This window comes from Haloferax sp. S1W, from assembly GCF_044593955.1.
Lineage (GTDB): Archaea > Halobacteriota > Halobacteria > Halobacteriales > Haloferacaceae > Haloferax.
On record NZ_CP172595.1, the window covers coordinates 2,483,713 to 2,498,002 of the forward strand.

Annotated in this window: 12 protein-coding genes and 1 tRNA gene; 8 read left to right on the forward strand and 5 right to left on the reverse strand. The window is 61.3% G+C overall.

Features of this window, described 5'->3' with window-relative positions; all coding sequences use genetic code 11:
* The first annotated feature begins 14 nt into the window (after positions 1 to 14).
* The 4 genes from ACH9L7_RS13100 to cgi121 all read left to right on the forward strand — a co-directional run bounded on the left by ACH9L7_RS13100 (position 15) and on the right by cgi121 (position 5,292).
* Positions 15 to 878 carry a hypothetical protein gene (locus tag ACH9L7_RS13100; RefSeq protein WP_396611141.1) on the forward strand — a complete coding sequence of 288 codons (864 nt, stop codon included), beginning with the start codon at positions 15 to 17 and terminating at the stop codon, positions 876 to 878.
* 361 nt (positions 879 to 1,239) lie between these two features.
* Positions 1,240 to 2,240, forward strand: a protein-coding gene (locus tag ACH9L7_RS13105) for an IS630 family transposase (protein ID WP_396611142.1) whose coding sequence is annotated in 2 segments (ribosomal slippage) — positions 1,240 to 1,732 and positions 1,732 to 2,240 — 1,002 coding nt in all. Because the reading frame shifts where the segments join, the coding sequence is not laid out codon by codon here.
* Positions 2,241 to 2,341: 101 nt separating this feature from the next.
* Positions 2,342 to 4,801, forward strand: coding sequence for an ATP-dependent DNA helicase (locus ACH9L7_RS13110; RefSeq protein ID WP_396611143.1), 2,460 nt, complete (start codon positions 2,342 to 2,344; stop codon positions 4,799 to 4,801).
* On the forward strand, positions 4,798 to 5,292 hold the full coding sequence (gene cgi121, locus ACH9L7_RS13115) for a KEOPS complex subunit Cgi121 (RefSeq protein ID WP_396611144.1): 495 nt from the start codon (positions 4,798 to 4,800) through the stop codon (positions 5,290 to 5,292). The genes ACH9L7_RS13110 and cgi121 overlap by 4 nt, the downstream gene beginning before the upstream one ends.
* A gap of 211 nt (positions 5,293 to 5,503) precedes the next feature.
* Here the strand turns inward: cgi121 and ACH9L7_RS13120 are convergent.
* Positions 5,504 to 5,576 (reverse strand) — tRNA-Gln (locus ACH9L7_RS13120).
* Positions 5,577 to 5,709: 133 nt separating this feature from the next.
* On the opposite strand from ACH9L7_RS13120, the gene ACH9L7_RS13125 reads away from it, so the two are divergent.
* Positions 5,710 to 6,288: an IMP cyclohydrolase gene (locus ACH9L7_RS13125; protein ID WP_396611145.1), complete on the forward strand. Its 579-nt coding sequence runs from the start codon at positions 5,710 to 5,712 to the stop codon at positions 6,286 to 6,288.
* A 108-nt stretch (positions 6,289 to 6,396) separates the two neighbouring features.
* On the forward strand, positions 6,397 to 7,056 hold the full coding sequence (locus tag ACH9L7_RS13130; protein WP_396611146.1) for a metallophosphoesterase family protein: 660 nt from the start codon (positions 6,397 to 6,399) through the stop codon (positions 7,054 to 7,056).
* Positions 7,057 to 7,077: 21 nt separating this feature from the next.
* On the opposite strand, the gene ACH9L7_RS13135 is transcribed toward ACH9L7_RS13130, so the two are convergent.
* The gene (locus ACH9L7_RS13135; RefSeq protein ID WP_396611147.1) at positions 7,078 to 8,424 is read right to left on the reverse strand and encodes a tryptophanase; all 1,347 of its coding nucleotides are present in this window, start codon (positions 8,422 to 8,424) and stop codon (positions 7,078 to 7,080) included.
* Between the two features lie 235 nt (positions 8,425 to 8,659).
* On the reverse strand, positions 8,660 to 9,838 hold the full coding sequence (locus ACH9L7_RS13140) for an aspartate kinase (RefSeq protein WP_396611148.1): 1,179 nt from the start codon (positions 9,836 to 9,838) through the stop codon (positions 8,660 to 8,662).
* 187 nt (positions 9,839 to 10,025) lie between these two features.
* Between ACH9L7_RS13140 and ACH9L7_RS13145 the strand changes: the two genes are divergently transcribed.
* Complete coding sequence (locus ACH9L7_RS13145; protein WP_396611149.1) at positions 10,026 to 10,454, forward strand: hypothetical protein; 429 nt, start codon at positions 10,026 to 10,028, stop codon at positions 10,452 to 10,454.
* Positions 10,455 to 10,619: 165 nt separating this feature from the next.
* Complete coding sequence (locus ACH9L7_RS13150) at positions 10,620 to 11,429, forward strand: ZIP family metal transporter (RefSeq protein WP_396611150.1); 810 nt, start codon at positions 10,620 to 10,622, stop codon at positions 11,427 to 11,429.
* 71 nt (positions 11,430 to 11,500) lie between these two features.
* Here ACH9L7_RS13150 and ACH9L7_RS13155 read toward each other — a convergent pair whose 3' ends face one another.
* Complete coding sequence (locus ACH9L7_RS13155; RefSeq protein WP_396611151.1) at positions 11,501 to 12,628, reverse strand: HisA/HisF-related TIM barrel protein; 1,128 nt, start codon at positions 12,626 to 12,628, stop codon at positions 11,501 to 11,503.
* A gap of 93 nt (positions 12,629 to 12,721) precedes the next feature.
* Complete coding sequence (locus ACH9L7_RS13160) at positions 12,722 to 14,278, reverse strand: DNA-directed DNA polymerase II small subunit (RefSeq protein ID WP_396611152.1); 1,557 nt, start codon at positions 14,276 to 14,278, stop codon at positions 12,722 to 12,724.
* Positions 14,279 to 14,290: the final 12 nt, after the last annotated feature.

A 14,290-nucleotide genomic window follows, 5' to 3' on the forward strand; every position in this document is an offset into this window, starting at 1 on the left:
CGCAGAATTATTGCATGGATGACATCATGCGGCGAACATTGTTAAGACGTATAGCAGGTTCAACTATTGCAACTGGGGCATTTGCCGGAAGTGCTGCAGCGCATGAATCTAGTGACGATAAGCAACCTGGACTCGGACTCGATATAGAGAAGCAAGAAGTGTCTGTCCGTGATAACCAACTTGGTAGTGTCTGGTCGACGGACCCTGTGAAAGAGATGAGAAAGTTCCTTCGAAAGGAACACGACATTAAGATCGTCCCAAACGACCTCGATACCTATCTTGTTAAACCGTCCGATAAACCGTCCGATAAACAGAATGGGTTCCTTCTGCATAGGACGCCACTCTCCAATGAAACAGATCTAGAGGCTGACTTTGTCATTCGAGATCATGAGGATGGTACTTATACCTCCTCTACTGTGGGAATAGATGTGTACAAAAGCGGTCCATCAATCGTCGGTAATGACGATATTAAAAGTCAGGACCCAGACCTAAAAGAGTATAATATTATTACTGGACAAGAGTGGACTGATCAATTGGCTAAGATTTCCAATAATTCGATTGGAACTTACAGCTCGTGTGATCTCACGTGGGATTTTGAATTTGGAACTGATGCTCAGCCACCAAAGTGGGTGTGTGAGGCTGTATTTATAGTCGGTGGCGTTACGCTCGCCATACTTCCAGAGCCAACTTCAACTGCTGCTGGCGTAGCGACTTTGTCAATTTATGTAACCAGCGGAGGTTGTGCCTTGACACAGAAGATCGAAGACAATACGGAAATCGATCTTGGTGCCACAGTCACCCTGTGCATGAACAGTTCTTGCTCTCTTAGTGGCTTTGCAGTGGACTGTGACTTTGACTTCAAAGCATACTTAGCATAACGTTCTAATCCTCCTCCGCATTCAAGTGGAGGATCTCTCCTGTTGGGTTTACTTCGTCATATTCCTCTTGGTGCGGTACCTTTATAACCATATAGTAAATATATTGACATATGGGAGAACTCAGATCTCAATCAAGTTTGGTAATTCTCTTCGGAGTAGGAGTATTTGTGATTGCAACCTACATTTTACCGGCGATGAACTATACAGAGAGTACTGTTCTAAATATTATACAAATCATAGGTGCTAGTATAATGACTTTAGGAGTTGCGATTAAAATCCATAAAAGTTGAATGAATATGCTATGTAGCACTGTCTATAGTAACCGCTAGAACTTTTTACTCAGAGACTCTTACAAGAGATAATGAACCATCTCGACGAGATTTCCGTCGAGGAATTGCAAGACGCTCTCGACAACGTGGACGGAAACAAGCCGACACAACGGCTCTTAGCGGCTATCGCGTACAAAAACGGTGTCACGCAGACCGAGCTAGCCGAGTGGTACGATGTTCAGCGGCGGACGATCTACAGCTGGCTCAAGCGACTCGACACCGACGAGTCGCTTGAGCAAGCCGTTTCTGACGATAAACGAACTGGGAGAAAGCGAAAACTTTCAGAAACACAGCAAGACGAATTTCAAGAAACCGTCCACGAACCTCCTGAAGAAGTCGAGATCGACGCACCGGCGTGGACGCCGGCGCTTGCCCAAGATTTTCTCGAAGAAACCTACGGCGTCGAGTATTCAACCCCGAGTTGTCGGCGGTTGCTGAAAGAAGCGGGATTGAGCTATCAGAAACCACGCCGTACAGCCGACGAAGCCGACGAAGACGAGCAAGAAGCGTTCTACGAAGAACTCAAAAAAAGCGGCGGGGGATGGACGCCACCGTAGTCTGTATCGACCAAACCAAGAAATCCGTGCAAGTTGAGCCGCGTGCCGCGTGGTTTCCGCGCGGCACGCGGCCATCTGTCGAACTCTCTGGCCAACGCGACTGGACGTGTCTACTGGGCGCGATCACCGAGGACGGTGATCGCTTCTTCTCGCGATTCGAAGAGTACGTCACCGCCGATCACGCGAAACATTTCATTTTAGCACTATGTGAAGAATTTGGAGGTGACTTGCTCGTGGTGTTAGATGGAGCGCCGTACTTTCAAGCGTCGGCCGTCACGGACCTAGCGGCCCGTGACGACCTCACGTTCGTGACGCTGCCATCGTATTCGCCGGAGCTGAACCCGGTCGAAGAGTGTTGGAGACAGCTTCAATCGGCTCTGAGCAACCGGTTTTTCGACTCACTTGAGGAGTTAACGACAGCGATAGACACCGCTCTTGACCAGCTTTCGGTCCCAAAAGTGAGTAATTACTTCTAATGAATACTATAATGAAGCACCGCCACCGGCCAACTTCCCCACTTCCTTCCCGTCTCTCCGACCCGATGGCTTAAACCACAGGACGGCCCAACTCACCGTTAATGCGAACAGCGGACCTGACAGGCCTGCCCGAGGGAATCCCCGAGGCCCTCCACGACGAGGGAATCGAGGAGTTGTACCCGCCGCAGGCCGAGGCCGTCGAGGCTGGCCTGACCGACGGTGAGAGCCTCGTCGCGGCCGTTCCGACCGCGAGCGGGAAGACGCTCGTCGCCGAACTCGCCATGTTGTCGAGCGTCGCACGGGGTGGGAAGGCGCTCTACATCGTCCCGCTCAGGGCGCTCGCCTCCGAGAAGAAAGCCGAGTTCGAGCGCTGGGAGGAATACGGCATCGACGTGGGCGTCTCGACCGGAAACTACGAATCCAGCGGCGAGTGGCTCTCCTCGCGCGACATCATCGTCGCCACCTCCGAGAAAGTGGACTCGCTCGTCCGAAACAACGCGGCGTGGATGGACCAACTGTCCTGTGTCGTCGCCGACGAAGTCCACCTCGTCAACGACCGCCACCGCGGGCCGACGCTCGAAGTCACGCTCGCGAAACTCCGTCAGCTGAACCCGAGCCTGCAAGTAGTCGCCCTCTCGGCAACTGTCGGTAACGCGGGCGAAGTAGCCGACTGGCTGGACGCCTCACTCGTCCACTCCGACTGGCGACCTATCGACCTCAAGATGGGCGTCCACTACGGGAGCGCCATCAACTTCGACGACGGAAGCCAACGCGAGGTGCCCGTCGGCCGTGGGGAAAGACAGACACCGGCGCTCGTCGCGGACGCACTCGAAGGAGACGGCGACGGCGACCAAGGCTCGTCGCTCGTCTTCGTGAACTCCCGGCGCAACGCCGAGTCCGCCGCCCGACGGATGGCCGACGTGACCGAGCAGTACATCACCGGTGACGAACGCGGCGAACTGGCCGAACTCGCCGCCGAAATTCGAGACGTGTCCGACACCGAAACGTCGGAGGACCTCGCGAAAGCCGTCGCCAAAGGCGCGGCGTTCCACCACGCCGGTCTCGCCTCCGAGCACCGAACCCTCGTCGAAGACGCCTTCCGAGACCGACTCATCAAGTGCATCTGTGCGACGCCGACGCTGGCCGCCGGCGTCAACACCCCCAGCCGGCGCGTCGTCGTCCGCGACTGGCAGCGCTACGATGGCGACTACGGCGGGATGAAACCGCTCGACGTACTCGAAGTCCACCAGATGATGGGTCGCGCCGGACGGCCGGGACTCGACCCCTACGGCGAGGCAGTGCTACTCTCGAAGGACGCCGACAGTCGGGACGAACTGTTCGAGCGGTACATCTGGGCCGATGCGGAGGATGTCCACTCGAAACTCGCGGCCGAACCCGCACTTCGGACGCACCTGCTCGCCACTGTCGCCTCCGGGTTCGCACACACCCGCGAAGGACTCCTCGACTTCCTCGACCAGACGCTCTACGCGACGCAGACCGACGACCCCAGCCGACTCGAACAGGTCACAGACCGCGTCCTCGACTACCTCGAAGTGAACGGCTTCGTCGAGTTCGAAGACCAGACGATTCGCGCGACGCCAATCGGCCACACCGTCTCGCGCCTCTATCTGGACCCGATGAGCGCCGCCGAAATCATCGACGGCCTCCGGTGGGCCGACGACCATCGGACCGAGAAACTGCGCGAACTCGAAGGCGAGACGACCAGTGCCAGCAGGAGCGCCGAATCCGAACCGGACGCGACGGCCGGGTTCCAGCGCGCGAGCGACATGGTCCAAGAATCGAGCGGTACCGGCGGCGACGGCGACGACGGAGACGACGGAGACGACTTCGAGAGCGACCGCACGTATCCGACGACACTCGGTCTCTACCACCTCGTCTGCCGGACGCCCGACATGTACCAGTTGTACCTGAAATCCGGCGACCGCGATACCTACACGGAGCTATGCTACGAGCGCGAACCGGAGTTCCTCGGGCGCGTTCCCTCCGAATACGAGGACGTCGCCTTCGAAGACTGGCTCTCGGCGCTCAAGACGGCGCGACTCCTCGAAGACTGGTCCGACGAAGTCGACGAAGACCGTATCACGGAGCGCTACGGCGTCGGACCGGGCGACATTCGCGGGAAGGTCGAAACCGCGGAATGGCTGCTTGGCGCGGCGGAACGACTCGCAAGCGAACTGGACCTCGAATCGGTCTACGCCGTCCGCGAGGCGAAGATGCGCGTCCAGTACGGCGTCGACGAGGAACTGCTCGACCTCGCGGGCGTCCGCGGCGTCGGTCGCAAGCGCGCCCGCCGACTGTACGAGGCGGGCGTCGAATCCCGCGCGGACCTCCGTGAAGCGGACAAGTCGCGCATCCTCGCGGCACTCCGGGGGCGACGAAAGACCGCCGAGAACATCCTCGAAGCCGCGGGACGCAAGGACCCCTCGATGGACGAGGTGGACGAGTCCGACGCGCCGGACGATGCCGTTCCCGACGACACCGGATTCGAGACAGCAAAAGAGCGGTCCGACCAACAGGCCAGTCTGGGTGATTTTGAATGAGATTCGTCGAAGCCAACGCAACCGTATCCGACCTCGACTCGTTCATCGAAACAGTGGGTGCCGTCGCCGACGAGACGGGGGCGACGGTTCAAGCGTTCGACGCCCGATACGTCGTCGACCGCGAACACCTCGAACACGCCGTGAAACTCGCCGACCGTGCCATCGAGCGGGGGAACGAAATCGCCCGCGACCGGGCAGTCGAGTTCATCCTCTACGCCAGCGGCCGACGACAAATCAACCGTGCCTTCGAAATCGGCGTCTCAGAAGGGTTGCTTCCGGTAGTGATTCTCGTCGACGGTGGCGACGAAGAAGCCGCCGAATCGGCGCTCTTCGACCGTCTCGACCTCGACCCGGCAGACACACTGGGAGCGTACGACGAGTCGCTCGTCCGCGAGTTTTACGACATCGGCGACACCGAGTTGGAGGCCGCCGATGACGACCTCGGCGCACTCGTCAGAGAGCGCGTGTCGCTCCTCACCGTGGACCGCTGACCAAGGTCGGGACTGAGAAAATCAACTGCTGTCTGTCGATTTCTCCACTTGAAACGAACCCCTAGAGTTTTCGATAGCTACCCCTCTGTTTCAACTGGAGATTGTGGGGCGAGAGGGTGCCCAAGCGAGTGTAGAACGTAGAGAAGTAGTCCAACCAGGATTCGAACTTCCGGAAGAAACCTTCCGACGTTCGAATCGCGAGGACCGAGTATAGTCCCACCAGGATTCGAACCTGGGTCGTTGCCCCCAGAAGGCAACAGGATTGGCCACTACCCCATGGGACTTCGCAATATCTCGTAGTGAGTGGGTATTTGTAAACGTTGCGTGTCGGTCTCGCCGTGTCAGACACTCGCAGCCAGTTCGGATAGACGTGCATAAACCACCAAGTATTTGGCCTCGTTCTATCCACTGTCGTGTATGTACGTCGGACGATTCGTCGTCGTCGGTCCCGGAATCGGTGCGTATCGCGTCTCCTCTCGGTCCTTCCCGAATCGACAGGTCAGAAAGCGGGACGGAACACTCACTGTCGGGCCGACGCCCGACGCCCCGGAGACGGACAACCCTTACATCGCCTACAACTGCGTCCGCGAGGGCGGCGACTACGTCGTCGTCGGTAACGGGTCGCAGGTCGACCCCATTGCCGAGAAACTCGACATGGGCTACACGCCGCGCGATGCACTCGCTGAGATTCTGCTCGCGCTCGACTACGAGAAAGACGACTACAACACGCCCCGCATCGCTGGCGTCGTCGGCGACGACGAGGCGTACATCGGCATCGTCCGCAAGGACGCGCTCCTCGTCGAGGCAGTCGAAGAACCGACGCTCGTTGCGACCTACGAGGAAGACGACCCCCGCGCGTTCGACCTGAGCGCCGACAGCGCCGCCGACGCTGCCCGCGAACTCTACGACCACGAGTTCGAACACGCGGTCTGTGCCGCCGCCGCGACTGTCGGTGACGATGGTGCCGTCGAGACAGCCTTCTACAACGGCGAGTAAGCAGCACAACGGAAACAACAGCACGAAGCTCACAGGGCGTCCCCCGGCTCCCCGCCGACGCCCGCCTGCGGCCCCGCATTTTTCCGATGCGAACTCCTATCTGGAGCCATGCGTCTCGGCGTCATCTCCGACGTTCACGGGAATCGTCCGGCACTGGAGGCGGTTTTCTCGGACATGCCACGGGTCGATATGCTCGTCTGCGCTGGCGACGTAGTTGGCTACAATCCGTGGCCTGAGGAATGCGTCGCGGCACTCGCCGACCGCGAGGTGCCGACCGTCTCCGGTAACCACGACCGGGCCGTCGTCTCGGGGACGAGTTTCAGATTCAATCAGATGGCCGCCGCGGGCGTCGAGTTCGCTCGCAAGAAGCTCTCTCAGGAGTCGATGGACTGGCTCGAATCACTCCCCGAGTACCGAACGGTCGCCGACGGCCGCGTCCGACTCGTTCACGGCCATCCCGACGACCCGGACCGCTACACCTACCCCGACGACTTCTCGCCGCGACTCCTGTCGGGCGAAGACCTGCTGGTCCTCGGACATACTCACGTGCAAGGGTACGAGCAGTACGAAGCGGGTATCGTGTTGAATCCGGGAAGCGTCGGCCAACCGCGCGACGGCGACCCGAGGGCCGCGTACGCGGTGGTGGACCTCGACGCGCTGGCAGTCGAAACACACCGAGTCGAGTACGACATCGAGAAAGTGGCCGCACGCGTGCGAGACGCCGGGTTGCCACACAGCATCGCCTCTCGACTCTCGGAGGGCCGATGACAGCAGGGCTGTCGAGGGCGGTTACTCAGAAACGGGCTTGAGTCGCGCCGAGAAGTGCCGCAGTTCCTTCATCGGCGGTTCCTCGACGATTTCGAGGCCGTCGTACTCGTGGGCAGACTCCATCACCTTCTCCGCCGTTTCGGCGATGTGTTCGAGGTGTTCGCGACTGTAAGTCCGGCGCGGGAGCGCGAGGCGGACGAGGTCCGGGCGGTCGGTGCCGGGGAACGCGAACCCACCGAGTTCGACGCCGCGGACGCCACCTTCGCGGTAGAGCGCGCAGACGAGTTCCTGTCCGGGGAAGTGTTCCTTCGGAATGTGCGAGAAGATTTCCCCGGCGTCGAGGTAGACGGCGTGGCCACCGGTCGGGAGATACACCGGCACATCTCGCTCTGAGAGCATGTCACCGAGTTCGGCGACCTGTTCGACGCGCTCGTGGACGTACGGCGGCGTGACTGCCTCGCGAAGGCCCACGGCCATCGCTTCGATGTCGCGGCCCGAGAGTCCGCCGTAGGTGGGGAATCCTTCGAAGAGGATAGCGCGCTGCTTGGCGTGTTCGAACACCGTCTCGTCGCGCATGGCGGTGAAGCCGCCGATGTTGACGAGGGCGTCCTTCTTGCCAGACATCGTGAGCGCGTCGGCGTGTTCGAACTGCTCGCGGGCGATGTCGGCGACCGACGTGTCCTCGTAGCCCGCCTCGTGTTCCTTGATGAAGTGGGCGTTCTCGGCGAACCGGCAGGCGTCGATGACAAACATCGCGTCGATATCGCGGGCGAACTCGGCCGTCGCACGGATGTTTGCCATCGAAACGGGTTGTCCGGCAACGGAGTTGTTCGTAATCGTGAGGACGACGACCGGAATCGAGTCCGCGCCGACTTCCTCGACGAGGGCGTACCCCGCGTCGATATCGAAGTTCCCCTTGAACAACTCGTTGGAGTTCGGGTCGCGAGAGGCAGGTGACGGACAATCGACCGGTTCGGCACCCTGGTTGACGATGTGGGCGCGGGTCGTATCGAAGTGGGAGTTGTTCGGGATGACGTCGCCCTCTTCGAGGAGGACGCCGTAGAGGACGTTCTCGGCCCCGCGACCCTGATGGGTCGGGACGACGTGCTCGAAGCCCATCACGTCGTGGACGGCGTCGACGAGGTTCCCGAACGACCGGCTTCCGGCGTACGCCTCGTCACCGCGAATCATCGCGGCCCACTGGTCCGCCGACATCGTTCCGGTTCCAGAGTCGGTCAACAAGTCGATGTAGACATCGCGAGCGTCGAGATTGAACACGTTGTACCCCGCCGCTTCGAGAGCGGCCTCCCGCTCCTCGCGCGAGGGGAGTTCGATGGGTTCGACCATCTTTGCCTTGTACGAGCGCATACCCCTACAGAGGGCCGGAATTGTGAAGAAATATGTACGCGGAAAATAGAGGGACGGCGCGCGTTTTCCGGCGTTCGTGGACGGGTGTGTGCATCGGTGCATGCAGTGCGTCCGAGAGCAGTCAGACACCGCCAGTTTCGACCACTTCACGAAGTCGAGACTGGCGGCTCAAAAGGGGTGAAACGAAAACCGGGAGAGACCAGCGCACCCGAGCAGCCTCGCCCGAGGGAGTCCGTTAGAATTCGTCTTGGATGATGCTGAGTGTCTCTTCGCGGTCGTCCCACGCGACGAAGATGGCGACGGAGGTGGCGGAGGTGATAACGTCGTGGATGTTGATACCCGCCTCCGAGAGCGGTTGGACGATGTCGAAGATGACGCCCGGGCGGTTCGGCAACTCGCCGCCGGTGACGCGGATGACGGCGATGTCGTCTTCGACGGTGACAGACGAGAGCGCCTCGTCAGAGACGACCCGGTCGTGCAGGACCGCTTCGGCGTGGTTCGACTCGTCCTCGCGGACGTAGAACGTAATCGAGTCCATGCCGGAGGCGACCGAATCGACGTTGATGTCGGCCTCGCTCAACGCGACAGAGAGGTCGGCGAGAATGCCCGGTCGGTTGCGAATCGCCCGCCCCGCGACGGTGAGACAGGCCAACGAGTCTTCCTGCATGTCGATGAGGTTGTGGAACTCACCTTCGATGAGCGTCCCACCCGTGAGCAGGTCGCCGTGCTGGTAGTGGACGACACGAACGTCGAGCGCGTCGTCTTTGTACGACAGCGCCGACGGCGCGACGACTTCGGCCCCGCGGAACGAGAGGTTTCGAAGTTCGTCTACGGTGATGCGGCCGACGTTCCGTGCGCCCTCGACGACGCGTGGGTCGCCCGTCATGACGCCTTCTACGTCGGTCACGATGACGACTTCGTCGGCACCCATGTACTTTCCGAGCATCACGGCGGTCGTGTCGGACCCGCCGCGGCCGAGCGTCGTAATCTCGCCTTCGAGGTTCTGCGCGAGGAAGCCAGTGATGACGGGAACGACACCGTCTAACTCTTCAGCGAGTTCCGTGGCCCGACGCTGGGTCTCTTCGACATCGACTTCGCCGAGGTCGTTCGTGATGACCGGCCAGTCGTCGGTACCGGGTTCGACGAAGAGGGCGTCGACGCCGCGGGCCGAGAGGGCGGCCTTGAGCATCCGGACGCTCGTCCGCTCACCCATCGAGACGATTTCGGCCCGGTCGCGGTCATCGGCGTCGAACTGAATCTCGTCGAGAAGGTCGTCGGTCGTCGACCCCATTGCGGAGGCGACGACGGCAATTTCGTGCCCTTCCTCGACCGCTGCGGCGATAGAATCCGCAGCGCGATTGATTCGGTCACCGCTTCCGAGGGACGTGCCGCCGAACTTGGCGACTACGCGCATGGTCCCTCCGGTGCGCCGTGTCGCTGTGACTCTTGGTGCTCAAACATGCGAGGGGCTAACGCAGGGGCACGTATAACTATGTCTCCCTGTTCAACCGTTGCCGACTTCCCAGAATCCGCAGGCGAGACGGCGTATTCGGCCGCGTTTCGGGCAGAGGTTTATTGCCGAAGGGGCGGAACGCTACCACATGGAAGTCAGAGACGCCGTCGACTCAGACGCCGAAGCGATCGCTGCTGTCGCGGACGCGCCGACGGTGGCGATGCGTCGTCTCGTCCGTGACCGGACGGTCCGGGTGGCGATGTCCAGCGCCGGGGCGGACCCGAACGCCGACGCGCCTGCTGCCGAAGAGCAAATCCACGGCTTCATCGGATTCGACGTGGAAGACGGGACCGTCCACGTGACCCGACTCGCCGGGACGAACCGCGCTGTCGAGCGTCTCCTCGAAGAACCGCTCCGATTTGCGAGTACGGAAGAACTTCCCGTCGAAGTCCTCCTCGTCGAAAACGAGTCACAACTACGAGAGGCGGTCGAACAGGCCGGGTTCGAACGTGTAGGCGACGGCCCGCGATTCGAGGGGATTCCGACCATCCGGTATCGGTTCACCGACTCGGTGTAACGACCGGATTGCGGTGAGACCACATGGGTGGAACCGGCGGAGCACATACGTAATCGCCAGTGTTGGTGCGGTATGGTCGGTTTGCGCGGAACAGTGGCCGAAACAAGGTATCGATGACTTCCGTCGAAACGAGATATCGGTGACGTCCGTCGAAACGAGGTATCGATGACTTCCGTACAGGAACTTTTCGTCTCCATCGCCGGGTCGAATCCAGTCGTGCACGGTCTCGTCGGTGGTCTCGTTATCGCCTCCCTGAACATGCTGGGGGCGTTGCTCATCCTCGTCTGGCGCAACCCCTCGAAGCGGTCGCTCGACGGTCTCTTGGGCTTCGCCGCTGGCGTCATGCTCGCCGCGAGTTTCACGAGTCTCCTTCTCCCCGGTATCGAAGCGGCGGGTGGAAACCCGGTTCCCGTCCTCGCCGGGTTCCTCCTCGGCGTGTTCGTCCTCGACCAGGCCGACATGTGGATTCCGCACGTTCACATTCTCGTGACCGGAAAGACGAGAATCGACGCGCCGGAAACGGAGCGAAAGATGGCCTCTGTCGTCCTCTTTATCATCGCCATCACCATCCACAACATGCCGGAGGGGCTGGCTGTCGGCGTCGGATTCGGGTCTGGAGACTTGAACACCGCCATCCCGTTGATGCTCGCAATCGGCATCCAGAACATCCCCGAGGGGCTGGCCGTCTCGATTGCTGCGGTCAACGCCGGACTCCGAAATACGACCTACGCGACGCTCGCCGGAATCCGGGCGGGCCTCGTCGAAATTCCCATGGCTGTCTTCGGTGCGTGGGCCATCCAATACGCCGAGGCGCTCCTCCCGTACGCGATGGGCTTTGCGGCGGGAGCGATGCTGTTCGTTATCTCCGACGAAATCGTCCCCGAGACGCACGCGAACGGAAACGAGCGCATCGCCACCTTCGGGACGATGGTCGGTGTCGTCGTGATGCTCTACCTCGACGTGTCGCTCGGGTAGGCAAGTATCTCCGAAAACAGGACGTGAGGTTCGAGTGGAAGCGAAGGGGTTCCGAGCGAAGGAAAGGCGTCTCAGTCGTCTGCGGGCGGGGTGTCAGTCGGAACTTCGTGGTCCGAGATGGTTGCAGCGGGTGCGAGGAAGTGGGCGGGGTCGAACTGGTCGCGTTCGTCTCCCGCGGCCACGCGCGACGGCCAGTCGGGGTTGGCGAGGGCGCTCGTCCCCAGTGTGAAGAGGTCGGCACCGGATTCGACCGCCGTGCGCGCCGCGTCAGGGTCGCCGAGACCGCCGTTCGCGACGATAACCGTATCGTCGGGAGCGTACTCGGCCGCTGCATCGGCGAGTGACGGTCCGTCGGAACCGAACGTCGGGTCGGCGGCATTCGCGTCGACCGTGTGGATGTAGTCGGCACCAGCGGCCGCGAATTTTCGGAAGAAGACGGCGGCGGCGTCCTCCCCTTCGACCCACTCGTAGCTGTCGTCGGTGACTTTGGTCTGGGAGACGCGGACGCCGACGACGAACTCGTCGGGAGTGGCCTCGACGACGGCCGAGACGACTTCCGCGGGGAACCGAACGCGGTCTACGGGAGCGCCGCCGTACTCGTCATCGCGCTGGTTCGAGTCCGCCGCGAGGAACTCGTTGAGAAGGTAGCCGTTTGCGGCGTGAATCTCGACGCCGTCGAATCCGGCTTCGACCGCGTTCGTCGCCGACTCGACGAATCCCTCACGGACGGTTTCGAGGTCGTCGGGGGTCGCTTCCCGTGGAACAGCGTACTCACCGCTCCCGCCGTAGGCTTCCGATTTTTCGCCGTCTGGCTGGACGGCCGACGGTGCGATTGTCTCTTCGCCGTCGGTGTAGGGGTTGCCCTGCGTTTGCGCGCCTGCGTGCATCAACTGGGCGAAGATGGGCGTGTCGTGGTCGTGGACGGCATCCGTGACCTGTGTCCACGCCTCCACGTGGGCATCCGTGACGAGGCCGGGTTGGTTCAGGTAGCCCTGGCTGTAGGCGTCGTCGGTGTAGACACCCTCGGTGACGAGAAACGAGAAGCCGCCGTCGGCGAACTTCGCATAGTAGTGCGCCATCCGCTCGGTTGCTCGCCCGTCGGCCGTCGCGCTGACACGCGTCATGGGTGCGAGACCGGCGCGGTTCCGAAGCGTCAGGTCGTTCAGCGTCACCGTGTCGAACAGCACGTCGTCAGACATCACCCTCCATCCGACCGTCGATGTAATAAGGCGACGGCGGTCTGGTTGCGGTGGGCACACAACCGATAGGACGGAGAAAACGAAACGCGGCGCTCAGGAGAACTTCCGCACCGTCATATCGAGCGTGTCGAGGTCGACGATGGGGGCGTACCCGGAGTCGGGGTCGATGTTGACGGATTTCTGGAAGTCGGTCTGGGCCTGCCAACACCCGGAGTTGACCGCGAGGACGTTGTGGTACTTACCCCACCCGAGTTTGTGGACGTGACCGGTGTGGAAGATGTCCGGAACCTGCTCCATGACGAGGTAGTCGAGTTCCTCGGGCGCGAGTCGCGTGTGACCACCGAACTGTGGAGCGACGTGGCGCTTTTTCAGGAGTTGGTACATCGCCTTGTGCGGTTCGTCGTAACTCGCTTTGTCCGACGGCAGTTCGGCGATGACCTCGTCCAGCGAGACGCCGTGGTACATGAGGATGTTGACGCCTTCGAGCGTGACCATCGAAGGGTTGCTCGTAATCATCGGGTCGTGTGCGGACATGATGTCGCGGAGTTCGTCGTCGAATCCGGGTTGCGGTTCTGCGAGTCGAACCGCGTCGTGGTTACCCGGAATCATCACGATATCGAGGTCGCCGGGAACCTCCTTGAGGTACTCCGAGAACGCATCGTACTGGTCGTAGATGTCGATTACGTCGAGTTCCTCGTCCTGGTTCGGGTAGACGCCGACCCCCTCGACCATGTCACCGGCGATGAGCAGATATTCGATGTGTTCGGCCTCCTCGGTGTGTAACCAGTCGGCGAAACTGTGCCACGCGTCGGCCATAAACTCCTGACTGCCGACGTGCACGTCGGAGATGAGCGCGGCCTGCACGTGCCGGTCGGCGGTGTTAGTCCGGTGGTTGCGCGGCACGTCGGGGAAGTACATGTCGTCGACGAACAGAATACCCGCATCACCCGAGAGCGTCCCCGACACGGCGATACACTCGTCGAGGAGGAGTTCGTCCACGTACGACGCGATGTCCTTGTCCTTCATCACGAGACACGGGAACGTTCCCGTCGTGTCTTCGAGGTCGATAATCCAGTGCCCGCTCTTGGTCGAGCGAACGTCGTCGACGAGGCCGATGAGTTCGGCGTCCTGACCGCCGGACATGTTCGAAATCGCCTTCGCAGGCCGGTGGTTGACCCGCCCGCGGAGCATCTTCGAGAGTTTCTCGTAGCGGTCGCGGAACACCTTCACGAAGTCGTCGTACTCGCCGGTCCCGGTCGACTGCCCGGTCATGTCGTTGGCGATTTCGAGCGAGCGACGCGACGTATCTCGGCTTCGTCCGCGACCCGACCCCTTCGCTTCAGGTGGAGTCGGTTTTCCAACAGGTTCCTTGTTGTCTGTCGATGTTGCAGCGGAAACAGGGGGGTCGTCGCTGGTGGTACCACTCTCAGATTCTGTCCCCGGCGGGTCGGTTGCGGGTGCAGACGCGAGCACCTCGCGGACGTGGTCGGCAGTGATGCGGAGCGCGTCGTCCGGCGTCGATTCGACGACGCGAGCGAGCGTGACGCCCGGGTCGTCTGCACTTGCGATGAGTGTCACGGCCTCGCGTTCGGCGTTGTAGCCGCGACTCACCAGTGCCCGGACGATGCGCGCCGGCGTCTCCAAAGGCACACGACGTGGTGG

Excerpts from the sequence above, each read along its gene's own strand:
- ACH9L7_RS13110 (WP_396611143.1), top strand. The coding sequence starts at position 2,342 with ATGCGAACAGCGGACCTGACAGGCCTGCCCGAGGGAATCCCCGAGGCC.
- ACH9L7_RS13145 (WP_396611149.1), top strand. The coding sequence starts at position 10,026 with ATGGAAGTCAGAGACGCCGTCGACTCAGACGCCGAAGCGATCGCTGCT.
- ACH9L7_RS13130 (WP_396611146.1), top strand. The coding sequence starts at position 6,397 with ATGCGTCTCGGCGTCATCTCCGACGTTCACGGGAATCGTCCGGCACTG.
- ACH9L7_RS13140 (WP_396611148.1), bottom strand. The coding sequence starts at position 9,838 with ATGCGCGTAGTCGCCAAGTTCGGCGGCACGTCCCTCGGAAGCGGTGAC.
- ACH9L7_RS13150 (WP_396611150.1), top strand. The coding sequence starts at position 10,620 with ATGACTTCCGTACAGGAACTTTTCGTCTCCATCGCCGGGTCGAATCCA.
- cgi121 (WP_396611144.1), top strand. The coding sequence starts at position 4,798 with ATGAGATTCGTCGAAGCCAACGCAACCGTATCCGACCTCGACTCGTTC.
- ACH9L7_RS13135 (WP_396611147.1), bottom strand. The coding sequence starts at position 8,424 with ATGCGCTCGTACAAGGCAAAGATGGTCGAACCCATCGAACTCCCCTCG.
- ACH9L7_RS13100 (WP_396611141.1), top strand. The coding sequence starts at position 15 with ATGGATGACATCATGCGGCGAACATTGTTAAGACGTATAGCAGGTTCA.
- ACH9L7_RS13125 (WP_396611145.1), top strand. The coding sequence starts at position 5,710 with ATGTACGTCGGACGATTCGTCGTCGTCGGTCCCGGAATCGGTGCGTAT.
- ACH9L7_RS13155 (WP_396611151.1), bottom strand. The coding sequence starts at position 12,628 with ATGTCTGACGACGTGCTGTTCGACACGGTGACGCTGAACGACCTGACG.